We start from the raw sequence: 19,800 nt of genomic DNA on the forward strand, positions 1-19,800 counted from the left end.
TTTAATTTTTTTCATAATCCACGGGGCCCTGGGTCATATTCTCGATACCGCGTTTCGGTAATTCATTAAAGAAATTACCGTTGAACCCATGGACGGTCTTGAACTTCTTTGAAAATTCTTCGCTGAATAAATTCCTCTTTTTCACAAAGTGCTATTGATTATGCTTTTTTGACCTCAAGCCAAGGTTTAAAGTCGAACAATCTGATTGCCGGACTTTAGTAAACCTATAAGGGCTTTTTTATAGTCCCCATTGCAGTAAAGAAAAGTAACTTTCTGATTTGTTCAGTGAGTAAAACATATCTAGTATTTATCTTGAATTCATTATCAATCCGTAGGTTGTATATTATGCGACGTAGATGAATGATGTTCAATTGATAAGAAATTCTAAAAACTTATGACCCCACCCATCATTAATACCATTATCATTTGGTTTGCCTTCATTGGTGAGTAGTGCATTGTTGTCATCAGCATTAAGATTCCAAAGCCAAGCCAACGTAGTGGTTTCCGTAGATTGAACAGCGTCTAAAAAGTGCTGTACAGGCATAATTTCTCCAACGTTTTGAGTTCCAATTTCTCCAATAATCAAGGCAAAACCTTGATTATTGATATTTTGAATTCTATCGGTAATTTCATTTTCTGTGCTATTCAAAAGCCACTTCTCATAAGCGTGAAGGTCAAAAAGTATATTATACTGTTCTTTCAATAATTCTTTTCCTTTGTCTAGTATAGCATCTTCAGATTGCCCCTGTTCATTTCCTGGGACAACGATAATATTTTGGAAGCCGTCAACTGATCTTAAATTGTTTACCATATCCTTCATATCATTTATCCAAAGATCGTGACTATAACCCTTTTCATTGTTCCAATGATATGGCTCGTTCCAAATTTCCAACCACACATCAGATTGATCTTTAAAATGATCTGCCAGTGCCCTCATTTTACTTTTGTAATCCTCATAAAACGATTGGGATGAGGGATTTAGACCAGTAAGAAGTGTTCTTTGCCCTTCTTCGTTTACCCATCCAAAAGGGCATAGAATTGTTATTCTATTGCCTTTCCGATTATTAGCTACAATTTCTTCTAACGGATGGTACCATACACCGTCACTGGCTTGTATAGGTTCTCCCGAAATGGGTTGCTCCCTTAAATTTCCTATAAATTCACGAACTATTTCGACGTTCCACTGGCTCATTAGATCGGCATCTCCTAAACCAAATGTTTGTAGGGCATTGACACCCTTGTAGTGTTTAGCTACTTCATTTTCAAGTAGTAAAGCCCCTTCTATTTTAAAACGGCCATTAATTTCGTCGATTCGAAAAGATTCCTCCATTCCCGAATTATCCCTAGAACAGGAAACAATAACCATCACAGATAAAATAATAATAATGGAAAGCTTATGATACATAACTAATTTTTATGTTTTGTTTGATTTGATAAGGATGAAAAATTAACTGATGATACTAAATTTCAGTACCATAACGTGTGAAATTCTAGAATTATTCTTTTGTCAAAACCCATTTATTAAATTTTTAGAAAATTGTATTCATCGTATTGACCAATATCTGGGTGAATTAAAGATAGTGTCAGACATTCCACCCCTCCCATATTTTGAGTTCCCATGCTATTGACATAGCTGCAAAGGAGGAAAGACGATACGTATTGTAACCACAAGTTTTAACAAAAAGACTTTGATTACGGTGACAAAGACAAAGTCGATTTGAATATGACAATTTATAAACTACTGGAAAAGATTATACTCAAAGAAAATTATATCATTCAGAACCTATTTTCAAAAATAGTATATTCATAGACGCTAACGATTGAAACACTTTTGTATAAATTATTTAACACTCTTCGTATAAAACATCTTGATTGCACACCAAACGTTGACCATGATAAAAATTGCCCAATACCATGGAAAAATAAGCTTTCTTAAAATTATAATCCATATGGGAGCTTTCATTTTAGGTACAAATACAAAATCTTAAACAACTGAAAATTTAATATTTTCTAGCCTCATTTCAAGAATTGAAACACGGCTTATATATTGCCATAGGCGCACCATTTTCAATTGAAACAATGTTACCAAAAAACACTACACGTAACATGTTCTAGTCCAGGCACAAAAAGTAATTAGTGCTTGGTCTCTTTATTTACTGTTAAAAAATTACGCTTTGTATCCGAAAGATCGAGTACCGTAGTTCTACTTTTGCCTTCTCTCAAATAAGAGATTTCCAAGGTTTTTTGGGCTGACAGTTCTTCTTTAACTTCTTCCATACAACCGATATGACAAGTGGGATGGCCTCCGACCACTGTAATGATATCTCCTCCCAATAAAACCTCGGCCCCATTGATAGTAGTCTTTATCGAACCACCACGTATGCCTGCTTTATCGGCAGGGCTTCCCTTAACGACACTTTGTACTAAGATTCCACCTTCGGTATCTAGATTGAACAGGAGGGCAAACTCATCCTTTTGGAGTAAGACACCATCAACCCCAATCCACGGTCGATCTTCAAAGGACAACAGCGATTTAGCGGTATTGCTGGTTACGGCTATGCCAATTCCTTGAAACCCACCCGAAACCGTTAATATGCTTGATGCAATACCCACTACTTCGCCTTGAGAGTTGAATAACGGGCCTCCGCTATTTCCCGAATTGATAGCAGCATCCGTCTGAATAAACTCAACTTTTACTGTGCCGTCATAGATTCTATCGAAGCCTCGAAAAGCAGAAATGATTCCCGCCGAAAAAGAGTTCTCCATACCATATGGACTTCCAACTGCATAAATACTTTGTCCCACGGCCAACTCATCAGAATCACCCAAAGTTGCATGCGATAAACGGCCGTCAGGCACTTCTAGTTGCAATAAAGCGACATCGGCAGATTTATCACTAAACAGCACCTTCGCGGTACGTATGTTGCCATTGGTCGTCTTCACTTTAATATCGGATCTTCCGGCCACGACGTGCGCAGCGGTCAAAATGTGGCATTCATTGGAAATCAATACACCGGAGCCTAATCCTCCGCCCTGCCCAATACCCCTTTCAGATACTACTTCTGATTTGGTAAAAATCGTTACGACGCTGGCGGATACATTTTTGAATAAGTTGACTCTTGTCAATTCTTTATCGGATAAATAATCGGGCGTACTTCGTTCGGAATGTAAATGGTGCTCTTGGCCCATTGTATAAAGACTGATTAAGAAAACCGCTATAGATAAAATTCTTTTCATTTTATTGTTTTAATAATGTGACGCATGAGAGGAAATACCTTTCATCCCAGCTTAGTTATTTCTTTATCTTTATAGCTTCAGAATTGATACAAAATCTCAGTCCCAAAGATTCAGGGCCATCGAGAAAAACATAGCCTAAATCGGCATAGCAGATATTACAAAGCGTTTCAAGCCAGACCGTTTCAAAACTTACGTTTATCCCGTATTTAATCTCACCTTTTTCAATCGGCTCGGTAAAACTAGGCCATCCTGAACTCGAGTTGAATCTACCGGAGGAATGAAAAAGGGGCGTATCAAGGCAGACACATTGGTATTCGCCTTTTTCGAAGATACTACTTAATGTTCCGGAATAGGCTGCTTCGGTCTCTTTTTTACAGGTTATCTGGTATTGCTCGAGCGTAAGCAGTTCTTTCAATTCGGCATCCGTTTTTTTGACCCGACTTGGCGGTTTACGATTATCTTTGACCATACAGTGAATAATGTCCTTCCTGTTCATTGTTTAGACTTATTTATATCCAAAATTTGCCGTACCATTTGATTGGTGAAGCCCCATTCGTTGTCATACCATGTCATTACTTTCAACAAATCTCCATCTACGACGCGGGTCATACTCAGATCTACGGTGGATGCAAAAGGGCTTTTTATAATGTCTGATGATACAATGGGGTCGTAAGTAGTATCAATAACATATTTATATCGGTCTGTTTTTGCCTCCTCCTGTAAAATCTCATTTACCTCTTCCACGGTTACATCTTTATCCATTACAAAGGTCATATCAGACAAAGAGCCAACTGGAATAGGAACTCTTATGGCAACCCCATCAAATTTTCCTTCATATTCTGGCAATGCTTTAGTGGTTGCAATGGCTGCTCCCGTTGTGGTTGGGATAATATTAGCTGCTCCCGCACGCCCCATTCTAAAGTTCTTTTTGCTGGGTCCATCTACCGCGGTTTGCGAAGCGGTGTATGCGTGCACTGTCGTCATTATGGCTTTTTTGACACCGAGTCGCCTTCCTAAAATTTCAACAATAGGGCTAATATTATTGGTCGTACAACTGGCACAAGAAAATACTGAAGTATGCCCCGCTTCCGTGTTTACACCGTGTACAACCGTGGGTGCTTCTACGCTTTTTGTAGGTGCCGAGATAATGACTGTTTTTGCTCCTGCCTTGATATGCCGTTCTGCGTCATCATAGCCCGTAAAAACACCAGTGCTTTCTATGACTAAGTCTACCTTGTGTTCCTCCCAAGGCAACTCTTCGGGATTGCGCTCGCTGTAAAAAGGAATTGTTTTTCCGTTTATTTCCAATGCCGTGCCGGTGTATGTGACTTTATGCTCATATTTTCCGTACACGGTATCATAGTTCAACAAGTAAGCAACGTTCTCGATATCTATAATATCATTTACCGCTACCAGTTCTAAATCTTTATTTTCTAATATTACTTTGAGCGCAGCTCTACCGATGCGTCCCATTCCGTTGATTGCTATTTTCATTGTTGTTGATTTTAGGTTTCTTTACAATTTTTATTCATTCACTATTTTAAGAATCTAATTCGTTTGAATCTGTCAGATATGGCATTATGCCGGTATCCCGTATCAGTCCATAATTAGAGATTATCTGAAATAATAGGCTCTCATCGATTTCCAGATTAGTTTGATTATCTACTTAAGCTGTTTTAACATTAGTGTAAAAGTATTTTAAACAAAGACCTTTCGGCTTATACTAATTTCCCCAGATATTGCACATAACTCCCGAAAAGAAAATAAGGGCCACCACAGCCCTTATTAGCAACCAAACCAATCAAAACTAACTTTTATCTATTAAGCGGAGTTCTCCGCTACAACTTCTATTCCTTTCCTCATCTTGCTGGCATATGAGAAAAATATGTAACGTACTTTTTGACATTGCCCGTTATGGTTTACGATTATTTCGTTTCACGTAATGGATTAGATTTTCGCCATTGCGCGAACACTAAAAAAATAGGTCGTACCACATAGAAAAGGGTATATATTTTTAAATACTCACAAGCGCATTTTGCGACTAGTAAAAATCTATTTTGATGGGTATTCGTTTGCATATGCAATGGTTTTAAGATGGTAAATCATACTACTTCGAAGATGACTACTTTAATTAACCTATTATTTAGTAATTCACGGTGCTGTTCAAAAATTGCGGTTTTGTAAAGACATTATATGAATGATACACTTTCGAATACTTTCTAAGAAATCATGGCCCAATTTAAATTGAGATACTTTTTTAATTTTTGCCTGGCTCTAAAGGTAGTTACCCAGAAGCTCTCTCTGCTCATTTTCAGTCTTTCGCAAATCACTTTGGTGTCGTATCCTTTCATTTTTAATTTCATGACCTCAACTTCTCTCTTCGTGAGAATGTCAAAACCATCGTCAATAATACCTTCCAGTTCCCATGCGATAATATTTTTCATTGTTTCATTATCCTCTAAAGTATCTAGAGTTATTTCCAGGTTATAGTTTTCGAGCAAATCAGTCTCGCTGATCATCGCTTTTTTGATTTGCCCTTTTCGGCTATTAACACTTCGATAATGATCTATAATTTTATGTCTGAGAATAGCGATGAGCCATGTACTTTCCTTGGCCTTCCCTTGAAAACGATGTTGCGATTTTAGTCCTGACAAAAACGTTTCCTGTACTAAATCTTCAATGACCAAATGGTCATGTACCCTCGAACGCGCGTAATTTGATAGCAGTGCACTATAAGAAGCTACCCATTTTGTAGGTTCAAGTGAATGTAAAGTACCTGCTTCCATTATTTAATAATCGCTTTTAACTGATCAGTGGTGTACACTTGGCTGGCCATCATCGCAAAGTTTGTCTGTGCGGCCTGGTCTCCATCCAAATTCGGTAATTTAGCAGAGGCCGTGGCATCACCAACTATGGCCACTTCAAAACCGTGCTCCAGCAATTCGCGCATGTGCGACTCCACGCATAGATTCCCGGACATACCGGCCAGGATTACTTTATTGATATGCTGCTTCCGTAATTGAAGCATCAAATCGTTGTTCGTAGGCCCATAGACTTTATGAGGTCCCACTACGGTAACCTTACTTTTATCGGCAATGTATTTTTTGTATTGTGGAAGCCAATCCGCTCCCGAACCTTCGAAGCCATCTACATTCAATTGGTCGCCACGGTCGAACATTTTTATCGCGTGCATCAACTTTTCTAAAGCACCTTCAAACTGCCAACCATGATCATGTTCATAATAATAATGCGGAGACACAAAAATATGTATGCCAGCTTCAGCACCCAGTTTAAAGAGTATATCAAGATTATTGATGGTATCATTTTCTACAACACTTGCTCCTACGGCGCCCCATGCAACTCCATTTTCACTTAAAAAATCATTTTGAGGGTCTACAATGACTATCGCTGTTGTGGCATCTATCTCAAATCCCGACACGGGTAATTTTGCTTCCGCCTTACCGTCTTGTGCTTTTTTTGTTGATTTCATAATTATTCTGATTCTATATTTTTAAATAGTCGAGTATTACAATCATGCTCAATTGATGTCTTTCCCTTTTTGGTGCTCCTAATCAAATGCTGCCTTTTCATTATCTCGATCTCATGGGCACCTCAATAATCAAAAGTTGTGTCAACTCCTTGCCTTTAAAGCTAATCGTATCGGTCTTCGTTATGGCACAGCCATCACGTGTCAAAAGTTCATGACCCTCTATCCAAACTTTACCGGCTATCACAAATACATAAACACCATCATCGGTGTTATTCAAGTTGTATTGCAGTGTCACGTTAGGATCCAGATGCAACATATAGACCCATGCATTTAAATTCTTGCAAATAGACCCCACTTTATTGCCTGGAGTACAAATAGCTTTTAGTTCATTCCGAGTCAACTCGGATGGCAGTTCATCACTAAAGTTTTTAGGCCCAACATTGGCCACCGCTGGAAATACCCATAATTCAAGAAACTTCACTTCGTTGTTGCGGCTGTTATTACCAATTAAAATATCGAGTCCAGTACCCGCACTTATGGCTTGAACGCTTCCTTTTTTCAGCACTTGCTCATTGGTCATTGAATCAGAATAGATCAGCTCTCCGCTAAGTACAATGGAGAGCACCTCCATATTTTTCAAAGCCCGTTTTTTCAGGCTTTTGTCTGGTGCAAGCGTGTAATCGTTTAATACCCTTAAGCCGCCAAAAGCTATTCTATCTTTGTTATAATAATTCTTGTAACTAAAGGTGTGTTTAATTTGTATTCCATCTAAATGGGCTACACCCCGCGTTTCAGATTTATGTATCTCGATATTCATAAAATGTCCTCAGCCCCTGGCAATACAGGTTCCAATTAATATTATGAATAAAATTAGTGGTTGAATATGGGAATGGATGGGCACAAATTCCAGTAATCATGTTAGTTTTAAAAATAGAAATCCGTACCGTTTTTAGAGCATTTCCTTTTAGACACCTCTGAATTGGCATAAAGCCCTACATGAAAACGGCTTTATATTTGATCTAAAAGTCTTTTCTGATTCATTTTCTAAAAAAGGGTTCATTTTAGATAATGAACCCTTTTTGATTGAATCGCCTGTTTTAGGGTAGGTGCACCCATAAAATCTATAGGAATATTTGTAGTGTTTGGCAAATCGTTTAAAGAAACTAGTCAGCTTTAGCCATGGTCGGGTTAAGACCAGACCCTTTTGTATAGTCTGTATTCAGAAAACCTGTAATTACAATCAATCAGGATTCCCTTTACTAAATACGATACTCTCTGCAAGTTCAGGAAGTACATTCAACCTTGCGTCAGTAAATCCGTTCCTGATTTAATTTTTTGAATCCGATTCATCTATAAAAACCGCTCAATTTTACAATAGTCGTGTTAGCGGATAAATTATGTTGACAATTGTCAACTTCAATGATTACTATGCTCATCACTTCCTATTTTCTGTTCAGAGTAAATCGTTATTTTGTTTGCACGACCATATCTGTAATGATTTGCCATTTGCTCTCTGGATTTTGAATCAAGAGAAAAGTCACCAACTGCCCGCCTTTTTCTGCGTTCAATTCAGCTCGGACCGTCGCAGAATGTTCTGCAATTTCAATACTTTTAAAAGTCACTTTGTACTTTGTTCCACCAATAACCTTTTTAGTAATTAACGCGATATAATTTGCTGCCGGAATTATAGAAGTTTTGTCTGGCGTTGGATATCGATTGGCAATCACCCTAAAATCTTCATGCAAAATATCATCGTACAATTGAACATTTCTTTCTTCGCCCGCCTTAACAAAGGTTTCTATTACATTTTTTATTTCTTTTTCTGTTTTCATTGAATTATTTTGAATTTGGGATTTACAACTTGTGGCAAAGCAAATAACAGTCAAAAGTGCTATCGATAATTTTTTCATAATGTTTTGGGTTTAAATTATGAGGTAAAACTATCGTAAGGAAAAAAGAATATCTGTGATTTAAATCACAAAATGATGCTGGCTATTTTTTCGCCCTTATTCGGCTCAAGGTTTCTCTAGCTAAGCCCAAATAAGATGCTAAATAGGTAAGAGGAATGGAACTTAGTAGATTAGGTCTTTTATTTTCTAAGTATTCGTAGCGCTCTTCGGGTTTTAAGGATTGAAGAACATAAGATATTTCATTTTGACCGTTCAAGATATGCTCCAGAAGTTTGCGCCCCAATCGTTCAAATGTAACCGATTTTTCATAGAGGTCGAGAAGTTTCTTCCTATTTAAATAAAACAAAGTTGTATCGCTTAAGGCAATGAGATTTTTTGTAGTAGGTGTTTGGGTAGTCAAACTTTTTAGTTCGTTGGCAAATTCACCTTCTAAAAAGAAATTTTGATACATCTCTTTACCATCAATCAGTTCAAAAAGGCCAACTGCCCCAGAAATTACAAAGTAAATACCGTGGTTGTAATTGCTGGATTCTAAAATATATTCTTTTTTGGCGAACTTCTTGTAAACGCAGACATTCAAAAATTCTGAAAACTCCTTATCGTTGAGGATGTCAAATTTGTCTAACGTATTCCGAAGTACTACTTCATTTTCTGAGTACAATTCTTTTGAGCTTTTTATTGGCTATGAAATTATCAAAATTCAACTACGATTTCTGTGATTATTGTCACAATTGTATTGTTTATCTTAAACTCAAATCTATGTCTTAAATCTTCAGAAGATAAGAAACATTTAGCTATTGAAAATAGAAGTCATAGTAAAAGAATCATCGCTGTATATTCAATTTACGCATACGTGACTCTAGGGTCGAAGGATTTACCCCCAATAATTGAGCGACCCCATTTTTACCGCTTACCTTCCAATTATTCTCATTAAGGGCCTGTAGAAGATAAGTTCGTTCAAGTTTATCTTTTTCTTTTTTGATATCCTCCATATCAAAGGACTCTTTTATGGGAAAAGCACTTGAGGTCTGCTTTCCTTCAGAGTTGGCTGTCACAAAGGCGGGGACCCTATTCCTACCTGGATAAATATCCAGCACTTTTCCTTTTTGACCAATGAACGCCTGCTCTACCATATTTTGAAGCTCCCTCACATTACCGGGCCATTCATAATTGAGAAAAGCCGAACGTGTCTGGGAAGTAAATCCTCTGAACGGAATTCCCATTTTTTCTGAAAGTTGCCTGCCAAAGAAATCTGCCAATAAAAACACATCGTCATCCCTACTACTTAAAGGCGGTATATATATGGGGTACGTACTAAGACGATAAAACAAATCTGCCCTAAAGTTTCCTTTACTGACTTCTTCCTCCAGGTTTCGGTTGGTCGCCGCAATAAGCCTAAAGTCTAGCTTAATGGTTTCGTTACTCCCCAAACGCTCCACTTCTTTTTCTTGAAGTACGCGTAGTAATTTAGTCTGTAGTTCCAGTGGCATTTCTCCTATTTCATCTAGAAATATGGTGCCTTTATGTGCGAGCTCAAACTTACCGATACGTTGCTTTACCGCGCCGGTAAAGGCACCTTTCTCGTGACCAAAAAGTTCTGACTCCACAATTTGAGAAGGTATCGCCGCGCAATTTACCTTTACCATAACGCGGTCGTGGCGATTGCTGTTATCGTGAATGGCCCTGGCAATCAATTCTTTTCCGGTACCTGTTTCGCCCAGTAGCAATACATTGGCATCTACCGAGGATACTTCTTGAACCTGGTCAAAGACCGAGTGCATCACATCACTTTCACCTACCATTTGGTCAAAATTGTAGGCTTCTTTTACAGCCGTATTCAAGTACTCTTTTTCCAGCGCCAATTGTTCTGACAGTGATTTTACAGCCTCATTTGCAGAAGCATTATCAAAGGATAAGGTTAAGGTCTGTTTTAGATATGCCAATAAATCGTGATGCTCTGTCGTAAGTGCATTGGGTTGTTTAGAACAGAGTATAAAGACTATTTCGCTCTTATTGCTCAATGCCAATGTGAGTTTTAAGAAAGAATCAATTTTTAAAGATTCGAGTATTTTAACTTTTCTTTTGTCAGCTACAAGATGTAGGGTGTCTAAAAGCTCCGAATGGCCCAGATACTTCTGCAGAGCAAGCCAAGCCTTGATATCTAGTTTATAAGTGGCCGTGAAATCTGTATTGGAAAGCGACCTGATTTCATCTTTGGCAAGCCATTCAAAATTATGGGGCTCTTTCATGGTGCCATCTGCCTGATTTTTGATTAATACGTGTGCACAATAGAAGGGAACACTATCTCTTAAAAGGCCGAGTACTTGCTTAAAAATAATTTCTAAGGGCTCATCTTGTATGATGGTACGTGCCAGATTATTCTCTAGACTTTGCCATTTATTCTGACGCAGAAGGCTTTCATTGGCAAGCACATTTTGCAAGGCTAAACCGAGTTGGTCTCTTATTGAATTGAATAAGTCCATTTTGGTATTAAAGAAATTTTCAGATTTGCTGAAAAAACAGAGTACACCAATAGATTTGGCACCTTGCATAAGAGGGCCAGCAATGATTTCTTGAAATTCTTCTTTTTGTAGTATCGGAAAATGAGGATGCTCAAAATTTTTGTACATTTCATAACACTTCATAATAAGTGGCCCATTATCTGAAAAATGGCGAATTAACTTATGTAGGGGCAGCCAACCAACGATACCTGCTTTATATGTTTCTTCTGAAAGTGTTCCTTTGTAATTGTAATCAACAATTAAATCCCTTTCACAATCGGCATCAAAATCTACTTGAAATAACCCGGCATCATCGAAAGGAAATACCGATTGTAACTTATTAAAAATAGCTCGAACCAATTCTGGACCAGAACTAATGTTTGCAATAGATTTTGTGATTTTTAGAAGCTCTTCCGTTTTTTGTTTTTCTCGTATGATTTCTTCATTGGCCATTACATTACTTACCGCAACCGCAAGCTGATCGGCAATATTGGATAAAAGTCTGTCAGTAAAAGCGTTTTCGTCTTGATATTGCTCAAAATGAAATTGAAGTATTCCGAATGTTTCGCCCGACCTTCTTAACTTGAGTACCAGGGTATGATTTAAATCTGTATCACGCATTAAGATCAAACCTGGATCATTCGGATATTTTTTGATTAGTTCATCAAGTCGATACCATTTAAAACCGTTCCCATTAAAAAAATCTTCTATAGCATTGTTTTCGACAGGAAGGGCTTGCCGAACAGCTTGACCATAAATTTGGTGTTCTTTTCGCTTTTCAGAAGCCATTGTAAGTATGTGGGTGCAATTTTTTGAATTTTCTGAAAGTATTAACAATACCGCATCATCAAACTGTACTATGGGTAGAATTTGACCCATTATAGTTTGGTAGAGATTCTCACGATCACGAATGTTGGTAGCCGCTTCACTAATACTCAATAAAGTCTCTTTAAAAGCTTTTTCCCGTATGATTTCTTCATTGGCCAAGATATTGTTCAGTGCCAAACTCAATTGATCGGCTATGGAAGAAAAAAGCGGCAGCTTATCATCAAAGAAGTTTTTGGTCTTACTAAAAAAGTATAAAAGGCCTATTGTTTTTATACCCTTTCTTAATGGCCCTGCCATTAGCTGTTCAAACCCTTGCGCTAAAACAAATTCTTTATGGGGATGGTCAACCTTTGCAAAAAATTCTTTGACAGATACGGCAATTGGTCCATTTTCGACAATAAACATAGTTCCAGATTGAATAGGCATCCAACCTATAATGCCAGCATCTCGAATACTTTTTGTAGCAAGGGTATGGGTATCGTAGTCATAATCTACGATTAAATCCCGTTCTTTTCCGTTTTCAAGGTCCAGATGAAATAGGCCCACATCATCAAAGGGAAAAACGTGCTGTAGTTTATCAATAATCGCCCTAACAAGTTCTGGCCCAGAGTTAATGTTAGAGATGGCCGAAGTAACCTCAAGCAGTTCATCGGTCTGCTTTTTCCGCAATACTATTTCTTCGTTCGCCAATATATTTGCTACCGCTATAGCCACTTGTTCTAACAGCAATTGAAACATCAACAAATCTGTATCCGAAAAAGAATCATCTTTGGTTGAATTGAAAGCAAGCATTCCTATTTTCTTGCCTCTTGAAATAAGGGGACCTGCTAACATTTCGCGAAGCCCGGCATCATACATGGGTTTTAATTGAGGGTGGTCAAATACTTTAATCAGATGCTCAATATTATATACCTGAGGATCTTGATTCAAGATGAATGCAACCACAGATCCCTTATGTGGAAAAGGTCCTTGATTAGAGCCACCCTCTTTCCACAGGTATGAATCTAGACCATCAGGCAAGATTTCTTCATCGATTATTTCATAATGTTGATCAGCGGCTTCGTCTATCACAAATAATCCAGAGCTTTCAAATGGGAAAATGGACTGTATCTGCCCATAGATTACCTTTAAAAGTTCCTGACTATTTTGTGTAGTGGTTATTTCCGCGCCAATAGTAAGCAGGCCTTCCAATTGTTGCTTAGAGAGTTGAGAAGCGGTTTGCGGTTTTATTTTCATAGCATGTTATTCATGATTTTTTCACGAAATACGGGATATTTATTCGTGAAAAAATCACGAAAACAAAATCTTTCCAAATGTATGCAAATAGTTTTTAATATATAACTATTTGTTTATCAGTTATTTATGATTTATAAATAGATTCTTTTGGCTTGGCATGGTTATGCCTTATAACTAAGAATAAAATAAAAAATCATGCCAAATAATATAAATCTGTTCGTGCATTTGAAAATAAAGAGTTTTGTCAACTATATCTTGCCCCCTTCCAATAGAACGGAACATGCGGACTTGGACAACAACTGTAATTTCTTCATTTGTCGATTAGAAGATATCAAGGGCACAAATAATTTTACCAGCATTCCCCGCATTTGCGATTTTTTTACGATTTACTTCTTAAAAGAAGGTCAAATAGATAAGGTAAACCAGCTTAATAGCTACAGTATAAAGAAGAATGAAATTTTCTTTTCAAAACCGGGTGAGGTAAAAACATGGAATAAAATAGTTTCTCCGAAAGGTTTTCTAGTGGTTTTTACCCAAGATTTTCTACTGACAGCAGTTGACAACAAAAATCTCATCAATACATTCGACTACTTAATAACGAACGTAAAACGAAAATTTGAACTCGAAAAATCGCAACTCGATACGTTCCAGACCATTTTTAATGATATATACCACGAGTTCAACAACCCTGATAAACATGGTAAGGAATTGGTAAAGTTTTGGATTTTTGAGCTTCTGATAAAGACTAACAGAATGTATGCCGACCAGTTGGATGTTAAAGAAGAAGCACCACTTGAAGGCTCCTTGGAATATATCTACAACCGCTTTTTAGATTTGCTGAATGATTCCTACAAAAAACTTTCAAAAGGAGAATTGTTGAAACCGCTAAAGGTTAAAGAGTATGCACAAATGTTGCATATGCACCCCACCTATTTTGGCGAATGCATTCGTAAGGCCAGTGGTAAATCTGCCAAGACCATCATTGATGAACGCACCATACTTTTAGCCAAATGCCATCTTTTGCACACCGATCATACAGTTTCGGAAATTGCGTATAACCTTGGCTTTGAAAGCGCTAGTTACTTTATACGGTTCTTTAAAAAATACCAGCAGATGACCCCGTTAGAATTTAAAAAAGCACAACGTCTTACCGCTTAACCGCACCAAACTAAAACAGACACTCCTTTGCAACAAAAGGAATACAATAAATAAACAAAAGTGAAATACAAACTTGACTTTCTATAGATGGAAGGAATTAAAACCTTTTTAGGTTTATGCATCAAGAATTACCAAGTTCTATTAACCCGGTTAAAGTGCCTTTAAAAAGCAACAGCTATGCACTACATTAAAGATTTAAAAAGTATTTTGGGTACGAACAAAGAAGTGGCATCACTTCTCCCCAGTAATCCGGTTGTCTTGTTTTTAATCAATGATAAAGACAAAGAAGGCCCTTATGCATCAAAAGAAAAAACGTTTCGTACATTTTTCAATTTAGAGACCACAAAATCTTTTAAAACTGACCGACCGTTGCTCATAGGCCTGCGCAATGGTGTCTTCGGAATCATGGAGAATGTTCTTTATCCCGAAAAATTTACTTCACAGCACCTATTGGATAACAAAGTGAGTAATCAGCTTGCCATTTATATTATTCAAGAAATGCTCCATTCTCCACATGAAGATAAAGACCATCTGAAAAATATGATTGTCTCTTTAGCAGAATATCTGATAAAAAGTATCTACAAGCATGACCTATTGGAAGAAAAAGACAAAAAAGCATGTCTAGCTCCATTTCAAGTCAACCAAATCAAGACCTACATCCAAAACCAAATGAATAGTTCAATCAATACCGACAGTCTGGCCAGTATAACAGGGTTAAGCAAATATGATTTAATAAGCAGGTTGAAAATGAGCACAGGTCAAACGCCTTATCACTATATAATGAACGTAAAATTAGGATATGCCAAGAAATTGCTAATCGAGTCAGATGAGAATTTGATACAAATTGGTATGCGTATCGGGCTTGGCAAGCCGGATGATTTCTCACGTTTTTTTAAAAATAGCTTTGGCATTTCACCATTGCGATTTAGGACAACATTTAGAGAACGAGAAATTTCAAGCGGTATCAACTCAAATATAATAAGCCTTGCTGCTGTAGGATAAACAGAACATTAACATGGTAAACAACTTAAAGCAATGAATAAAATACTTCATAAAGCAGACACGCGGGGCACGGCGGATCACGGTTGGTTGTATTCAAAACACACCTTCAGTTTTGGAAATTATCGCAATCCAGAGCGGATGAATTTTGGTCTTCTAAGAGTCTTGAATGACGATACCGTATCGGAAGCTCAAGGATTTGGAACCCACCCTCACAAGGATATGGAAATTATTTCTATTCCGCTAGAAGGCGATCTAAGGCACGAAGACAGTATGGGTAATAAAACTGTCATCAAATCTGGCGATGTGCAGATAATGAGCGCCGGAACGGGAATTCAGCATTCTGAATATAATAATAACCCAGACCAAAAAGTGAAATTTTTACAGATTTGGGTTTTTCCAAATAAAAATAATGTCACTCCTAGATATGACCAAATCACGCTCGATATAGCTGATCGAAAGAATAAATTACAACAAGTAGTTTCTCCTAACATAGAAGATGCTGGTGTATGGATTCATCAAGATGCCTGGTTTCATATGACGAATTTAGATGAAGGAAAAGAGCTCGCTCATGATTTAAACAAACCCATTGAAAATGGAGTCTATGCCTTTGTTCTGAAAGGGAAGGCCACCATCAATCATCAACCTTTAGAGGAAAGAGATGGATTAGGAATATGGGATATTGAAAAATTAAGTATCAAGGCAAATAGCTATACCGAACTACTTCTTATGGAAGTCCCAATGAAATAAGTACATAAATCATAATTATCAATCGTCATAATGACATAAAAACTAATAAAATGAGAACTATCAAAGTAACAGTCTTAGCATTATTAATGAGCGCTGCAATATTCGCTCAATGGGATCAATACAATCCGAATCCCAACAATGATCCGGCCAACGCTTCTAAAGAGTTATTGAATCCTACAAATCATACCTTAATGATGATCGACCACGAAAGTCAAATGGCTTTCGCAGTTGAGTCACAACCCATAGAGGAGTTGAGAAACAATACAGGCTTACTGTCCGCTACATCCAAATTGTACGAAATCCCAACTGTCGTAACGACAGTAGCGGAAAAATCATTTAGTGGACCACTTTTCCCAGAAATCAAAGAATATTTTCCAAATGAAAAGGAATATATAGATAGAACAACTATGAACTCTTGGGAGGACAAACGAGTAGTAAAAGCCGTAGCAGATAAGGGAAAGAAAAAATTGGTAATTGCCGGTTTATGGACGGAGGTATGTGTACTTACCGCATCCTTATCCGCCATGGAAGACGGCTATGAAGTGTATGTGGTTACCGATGCCAGCGGAGGAACCTCTCAAGAAGCTCACGATATGGCCATTAAAAGAATGATACAAGCTGGTGTAAAACCAATTACATCTCTTCAATATCTTTTAGAGATACACAGAGACTGGGCACGAAGTGATCAATATGCAGAAGTGGTAAAAATCTCTAAGAGATACGGTGGGGCCTATGGGTTGGGCATAGATTATATCAAAACAATGAGTGACTGGATGAAGGAAGGTGGCAGTGAACATTAAATTATAACAATGCCCCCTTGTTAGAATAAGCAAGGGGGTATTATCTAAATCTTTAGCATGAAAAATATACGAATACTTCTTTTGCTCATAGTTTGCACCTTTAGTTGTAAAGACGCAAAAAATGTTAAGGAAGCAAAGCAGGAGAACAGAGCGGACCTTATAGTTACCAATGCGAAAGTCGCAATTATGAATTCAGGAAATACTATTGCTGAAGCCATTGCGATCAAAGACGGCAAAGTACTCGATACAGGCAGTTCTTTAGATATTTTAAAGTTGAAAGGAGTAAACACACAGCTACTCGATGCCAATGGAAAAACACTCATACCAGGGCTTAATGATTCACATTTACACCTTACAAGGGGTGGGCGATTCTTCAATACAGAATTGCGGTGGGATGGAGTTAAAACGCTAAAACGTGCATTGGAAATGCTCAAAGAGCAAGCTGCCAGAACACCAAAAGGACAATGGGTAAGAGTTATTGGTGGGTGGAGTCCATTCCAATTTGCCGAGAAACGTTTTCCCACTCCCGAGGAAATCAACGAAGCTACTGGAGATGTGCCTGCATATGTACTTTTTCTATACAGTCGTGCATGGTTGAACCAAGCAGGACTTGATCTTTTAGGAATTGATGAGAACACGAAGGCACCGATGGGAAGCAGCTTTGAAAAAGATAAGAATGGCAAACTGACGGGGGTACTTCTGGCAGAGCCCAATCCCACTATTTTATATGCCCGAATTGGTGCATTACCCCCATTATCGGAAGCTGAAATGGTCAATAGCACGAGACACTTTTACCGAGAGCTTAATAGCTTCGGCATTACCAGCGGTATAGATGCGGGTGGCGGAGGCCATAAATTCCCGAAAGATTATTCGGGTACAAAAACAATTGCCGATTCAGGGGAAATGCCCATTCGTCTATCCTATTACCTATTCCCTCAAAATAAGGGTTCAGAATATCAAGAGTTTTTAGATTGGATGGCCGCCAATGAAGTAGGCAACAATGGAGAAATTCATTTAGATCACGGTTATGAGTTGGAAGGCGGTGGAGAGTTTCTAGCTTGGAGTGCTGGCGACTTTGAAAATTTTCTTGCTCCACAACCTTTACTGAAGGACAGGCCCACATGGAGAGAAGACTTAAAGAGAATTGTTCGGTTACATGTAGACAAGGGGTGGCCATTTCGAATTCATGCGACCTATGGTGAGACCATTGCCAATATGCTTGATGTATTAGAGGATGTGAATAAAGAAACGAACGGAAAGCTAGCATCGGAAAGGTGGCTATTTGATCATGCTGAGACTGTTAAAGAAAGTGAATTAAAACGCATTAAAGCCCTTAATGGGGGTGTTGCCATACAAGCGCGTATGGCATACGCCGGTGAGTTTTTTGTAGAGCGTTATGGAGCTGAAAAGGCAAAACAAGCACCGCCGGTAAGAAAAATGATAGCTATGGAACTTCCAGTAGGAGCGGGAACGGACGGCACTAGGGTTGCAAGTTACAATCCTTGGCCAGCATTATATTGGTTGGTTACCGGAAAGACTGCCGGGGATTTTCAATTGGCAGAGCCTTCTAATCTTCTTTCACGTGAGGAGGCCTTGCATTTATATACGCAAGGTAGCGCCTGGGTCTCCAAGGAAGAGAATGTCAAAGGGACACTTGAAAATGGTATGTATGCGGATTTTGCAATTCTATCCGACGATTATTTCACCATACCGGAAAAGCAAATTAATGATTTAACATCTGTTCTCACCGTTGTGGGTGGCAAGGTAGTATTTGGTGACAAAGAATTCAAGAATTTGAATCCTGAATTGCCCGAAGTAATACCGAATTGGTCCCCAGTAAAATATTATGGGGGCTACCAAACAAACTAAAAATGACTGAAGAACATCATATTGGATTGGATAAGAAATCAATAATCGAAATTAATGGTCAACTAGCAACCCTACTTGCATCTTATTCCATTTTATACCAAAACGTTAGGGGGTATCATTGGAAAATAAAGGGGAAGTCTTTTTTTGAACTGCATGAAAGGTTTGAGCAATTATATCAATATCTCTACGAAAGTATAGATGAGATTGCAGAAAGAATATTGGCCCTGGGCGGTCTGCCCGAACATAATTATTCAGATTATTTTACCAGAGCGCTCATTAAAGAATCGAAATAACAAATGGTATCTGGTACTAACGGAGTGGAGGATATCATAAATGCTCTGAGGGTCCTATTGCATCTTCAACGGGAAACAGTTCAAATTGCGGAGCAACATAATGATGTTGGCACCTCTTCCCTTTTAAGTGAATTCATTATCAAACAAGAAAAAATAATTTGGATGTACACATCCTACAAATCATAGAATTATGGAAACAGGAGTAAAAACAAAATGGAATATAGATGCAGCACATTCAGAAATTGCATTTAAGGTTAAGCATATGATGATTTCTACAGTAACAGGATCTTTTGAAGATTTTGAGGCCTCGGTAGAGACTGAGGGCGATAGTTTTGAAAGAGCATCATTTAATTTCAGAGCCAGTATAGATTCTATAAACACCAAGAACGGTGATCGAGACTCACACTTAAAATCCGATGACTTTTTTAATGTTGAGGAATACCCAGAAATGACCTTCAAATCAAAAAGCTTTGATGGCGATAAAATTACGGGCAACTTGACCATAAGAGATGTTACCAAGGAAATTACACTTGATACAGACTTTAATGGTATTGCCACCGATCCTTATGGACAAACAAAAGCTGGTTTTGAAATTACAGGTACAATCAATCGAAAGGATTTTAACCTAACCTGGGGTGCTGTTACCGAGACGGGAAGCATTGTGGTTAGCGATACCGTAAAGCTTGTTATTGACCTTCAGTTTATCAAAGAATCTTAAATACCAGCCAA

The 19,800-nt window shown here is 38.0% G+C and carries 17 protein-coding genes; 7 read left to right on the forward strand and 10 right to left on the reverse strand.

Features of this window, described 5'->3' with window-relative positions:
• Positions 1-367 precede the first annotated feature (367 nt).
• From ACZ1GR_RS03720 to ACZ1GR_RS03765, 10 genes are all read right to left on the reverse strand, one after another.
• The gene (locus ACZ1GR_RS03720; protein ID WP_472610893.1) at positions 368-1,405 is read right to left on the reverse strand and encodes a cellulase family glycosylhydrolase; all 1,038 of its coding nucleotides are present in this window, start codon (positions 1,403-1,405) and stop codon (positions 368-370) included.
• 728 nt (positions 1,406-2,133) lie between these two features.
• A complete protein-coding gene (locus ACZ1GR_RS03725; RefSeq protein ID WP_472610894.1) occupies positions 2,134-3,237 on the reverse strand; it encodes a S1C family serine protease in 1,104 nt (367 codons plus the stop codon).
• A 55-nt stretch (positions 3,238-3,292) separates the two neighbouring features.
• Positions 3,293-3,733, reverse strand: coding sequence for a peptide-methionine (R)-S-oxide reductase MsrB (gene msrB / locus ACZ1GR_RS03730; RefSeq protein ID WP_472610895.1), 441 nt, complete (start codon positions 3,731-3,733; stop codon positions 3,293-3,295).
• On the reverse strand, positions 3,730-4,731 hold the full coding sequence (gene gap / locus ACZ1GR_RS03735; protein WP_472610896.1) for a type I glyceraldehyde-3-phosphate dehydrogenase: 1,002 nt from the start codon (positions 4,729-4,731) through the stop codon (positions 3,730-3,732). The genes msrB and gap overlap by 4 nt, the downstream gene beginning before the upstream one ends.
• A 725-nt stretch (positions 4,732-5,456) precedes the next feature.
• Complete coding sequence (locus tag ACZ1GR_RS03740; RefSeq protein ID WP_472610897.1) at positions 5,457-6,023, reverse strand: RNA polymerase sigma factor; 567 nt, start codon at positions 6,021-6,023, stop codon at positions 5,457-5,459.
• Positions 6,023-6,727, reverse strand: coding sequence for a cysteine hydrolase family protein (locus ACZ1GR_RS03745; RefSeq protein WP_472610898.1), 705 nt, complete (start codon positions 6,725-6,727; stop codon positions 6,023-6,025). The genes ACZ1GR_RS03740 and ACZ1GR_RS03745 overlap by 1 nt, the downstream gene beginning before the upstream one ends.
• A 100-nt stretch (positions 6,728-6,827) precedes the next feature.
• Entirely contained in the window at positions 6,828-7,544 is a 717-nt protein-coding gene (locus ACZ1GR_RS03750) for a pirin family protein (RefSeq protein WP_472610899.1), read from the reverse strand.
• A gap of 649 nt (positions 7,545-8,193) precedes the next feature.
• On the reverse strand, positions 8,194-8,559 hold the full coding sequence (locus ACZ1GR_RS03755) for a nuclear transport factor 2 family protein (protein ID WP_472610900.1): 366 nt from the start codon (positions 8,557-8,559) through the stop codon (positions 8,194-8,196).
• 160 nt (positions 8,560-8,719) lie between these two features.
• The gene (locus ACZ1GR_RS03760) at positions 8,720-9,298 is read right to left on the reverse strand and encodes a Crp/Fnr family transcriptional regulator (RefSeq protein WP_472610901.1); all 579 of its coding nucleotides are present in this window, start codon (positions 9,296-9,298) and stop codon (positions 8,720-8,722) included.
• Positions 9,299-9,461: 163 nt separating this feature from the next.
• Positions 9,462-13,202: a sigma 54-interacting transcriptional regulator gene (locus tag ACZ1GR_RS03765; RefSeq protein WP_472610902.1), complete on the reverse strand. Its 3,741-nt coding sequence runs from the start codon at positions 13,200-13,202 to the stop codon at positions 9,462-9,464.
• A 195-nt stretch (positions 13,203-13,397) separates the two neighbouring features.
• On the opposite strand from ACZ1GR_RS03765, the gene ACZ1GR_RS03770 reads away from it, so the two are divergent.
• From ACZ1GR_RS03770 to ACZ1GR_RS03800, 7 genes are all read left to right on the forward strand, one after another.
• Positions 13,398-14,360, forward strand: a complete 963-nt coding sequence (locus ACZ1GR_RS03770) for a helix-turn-helix domain-containing protein (RefSeq protein WP_472610903.1) — start codon at positions 13,398-13,400, stop codon at positions 14,358-14,360.
• Positions 14,361-14,537: 177 nt separating this feature from the next.
• A complete protein-coding gene (locus ACZ1GR_RS03775) occupies positions 14,538-15,362 on the forward strand; it encodes an AraC family transcriptional regulator (protein WP_472610904.1) in 825 nt (274 codons plus the stop codon).
• Between the two features lie 33 nt (positions 15,363-15,395).
• Positions 15,396-16,109, forward strand: coding sequence for a pirin family protein (locus ACZ1GR_RS03780; RefSeq protein WP_472610905.1), 714 nt, complete (start codon positions 15,396-15,398; stop codon positions 16,107-16,109).
• Positions 16,110-16,159: 50 nt separating this feature from the next.
• Complete coding sequence (locus tag ACZ1GR_RS03785) at positions 16,160-16,909, forward strand: hydrolase (RefSeq protein ID WP_472610906.1); 750 nt, start codon at positions 16,160-16,162, stop codon at positions 16,907-16,909.
• Between the two features lie 57 nt (positions 16,910-16,966).
• A complete protein-coding gene (locus ACZ1GR_RS03790) occupies positions 16,967-18,778 on the forward strand; it encodes an amidohydrolase (protein ID WP_472610907.1) in 1,812 nt (603 codons plus the stop codon).
• Positions 18,779-18,780: 2 nt separating this feature from the next.
• On the forward strand, positions 18,781-19,071 hold the full coding sequence (locus ACZ1GR_RS03795; protein ID WP_472610908.1) for a Dps family protein: 291 nt from the start codon (positions 18,781-18,783) through the stop codon (positions 19,069-19,071).
• A 190-nt stretch (positions 19,072-19,261) separates the two neighbouring features.
• The gene (locus ACZ1GR_RS03800) at positions 19,262-19,789 is read left to right on the forward strand and encodes a YceI family protein (RefSeq protein WP_472610909.1); all 528 of its coding nucleotides are present in this window, start codon (positions 19,262-19,264) and stop codon (positions 19,787-19,789) included.
• Positions 19,790-19,800: the final 11 nt, after the last annotated feature.

The sequence above is a fragment of the Croceitalea sp. W27 genome, assembly GCF_055693185.1.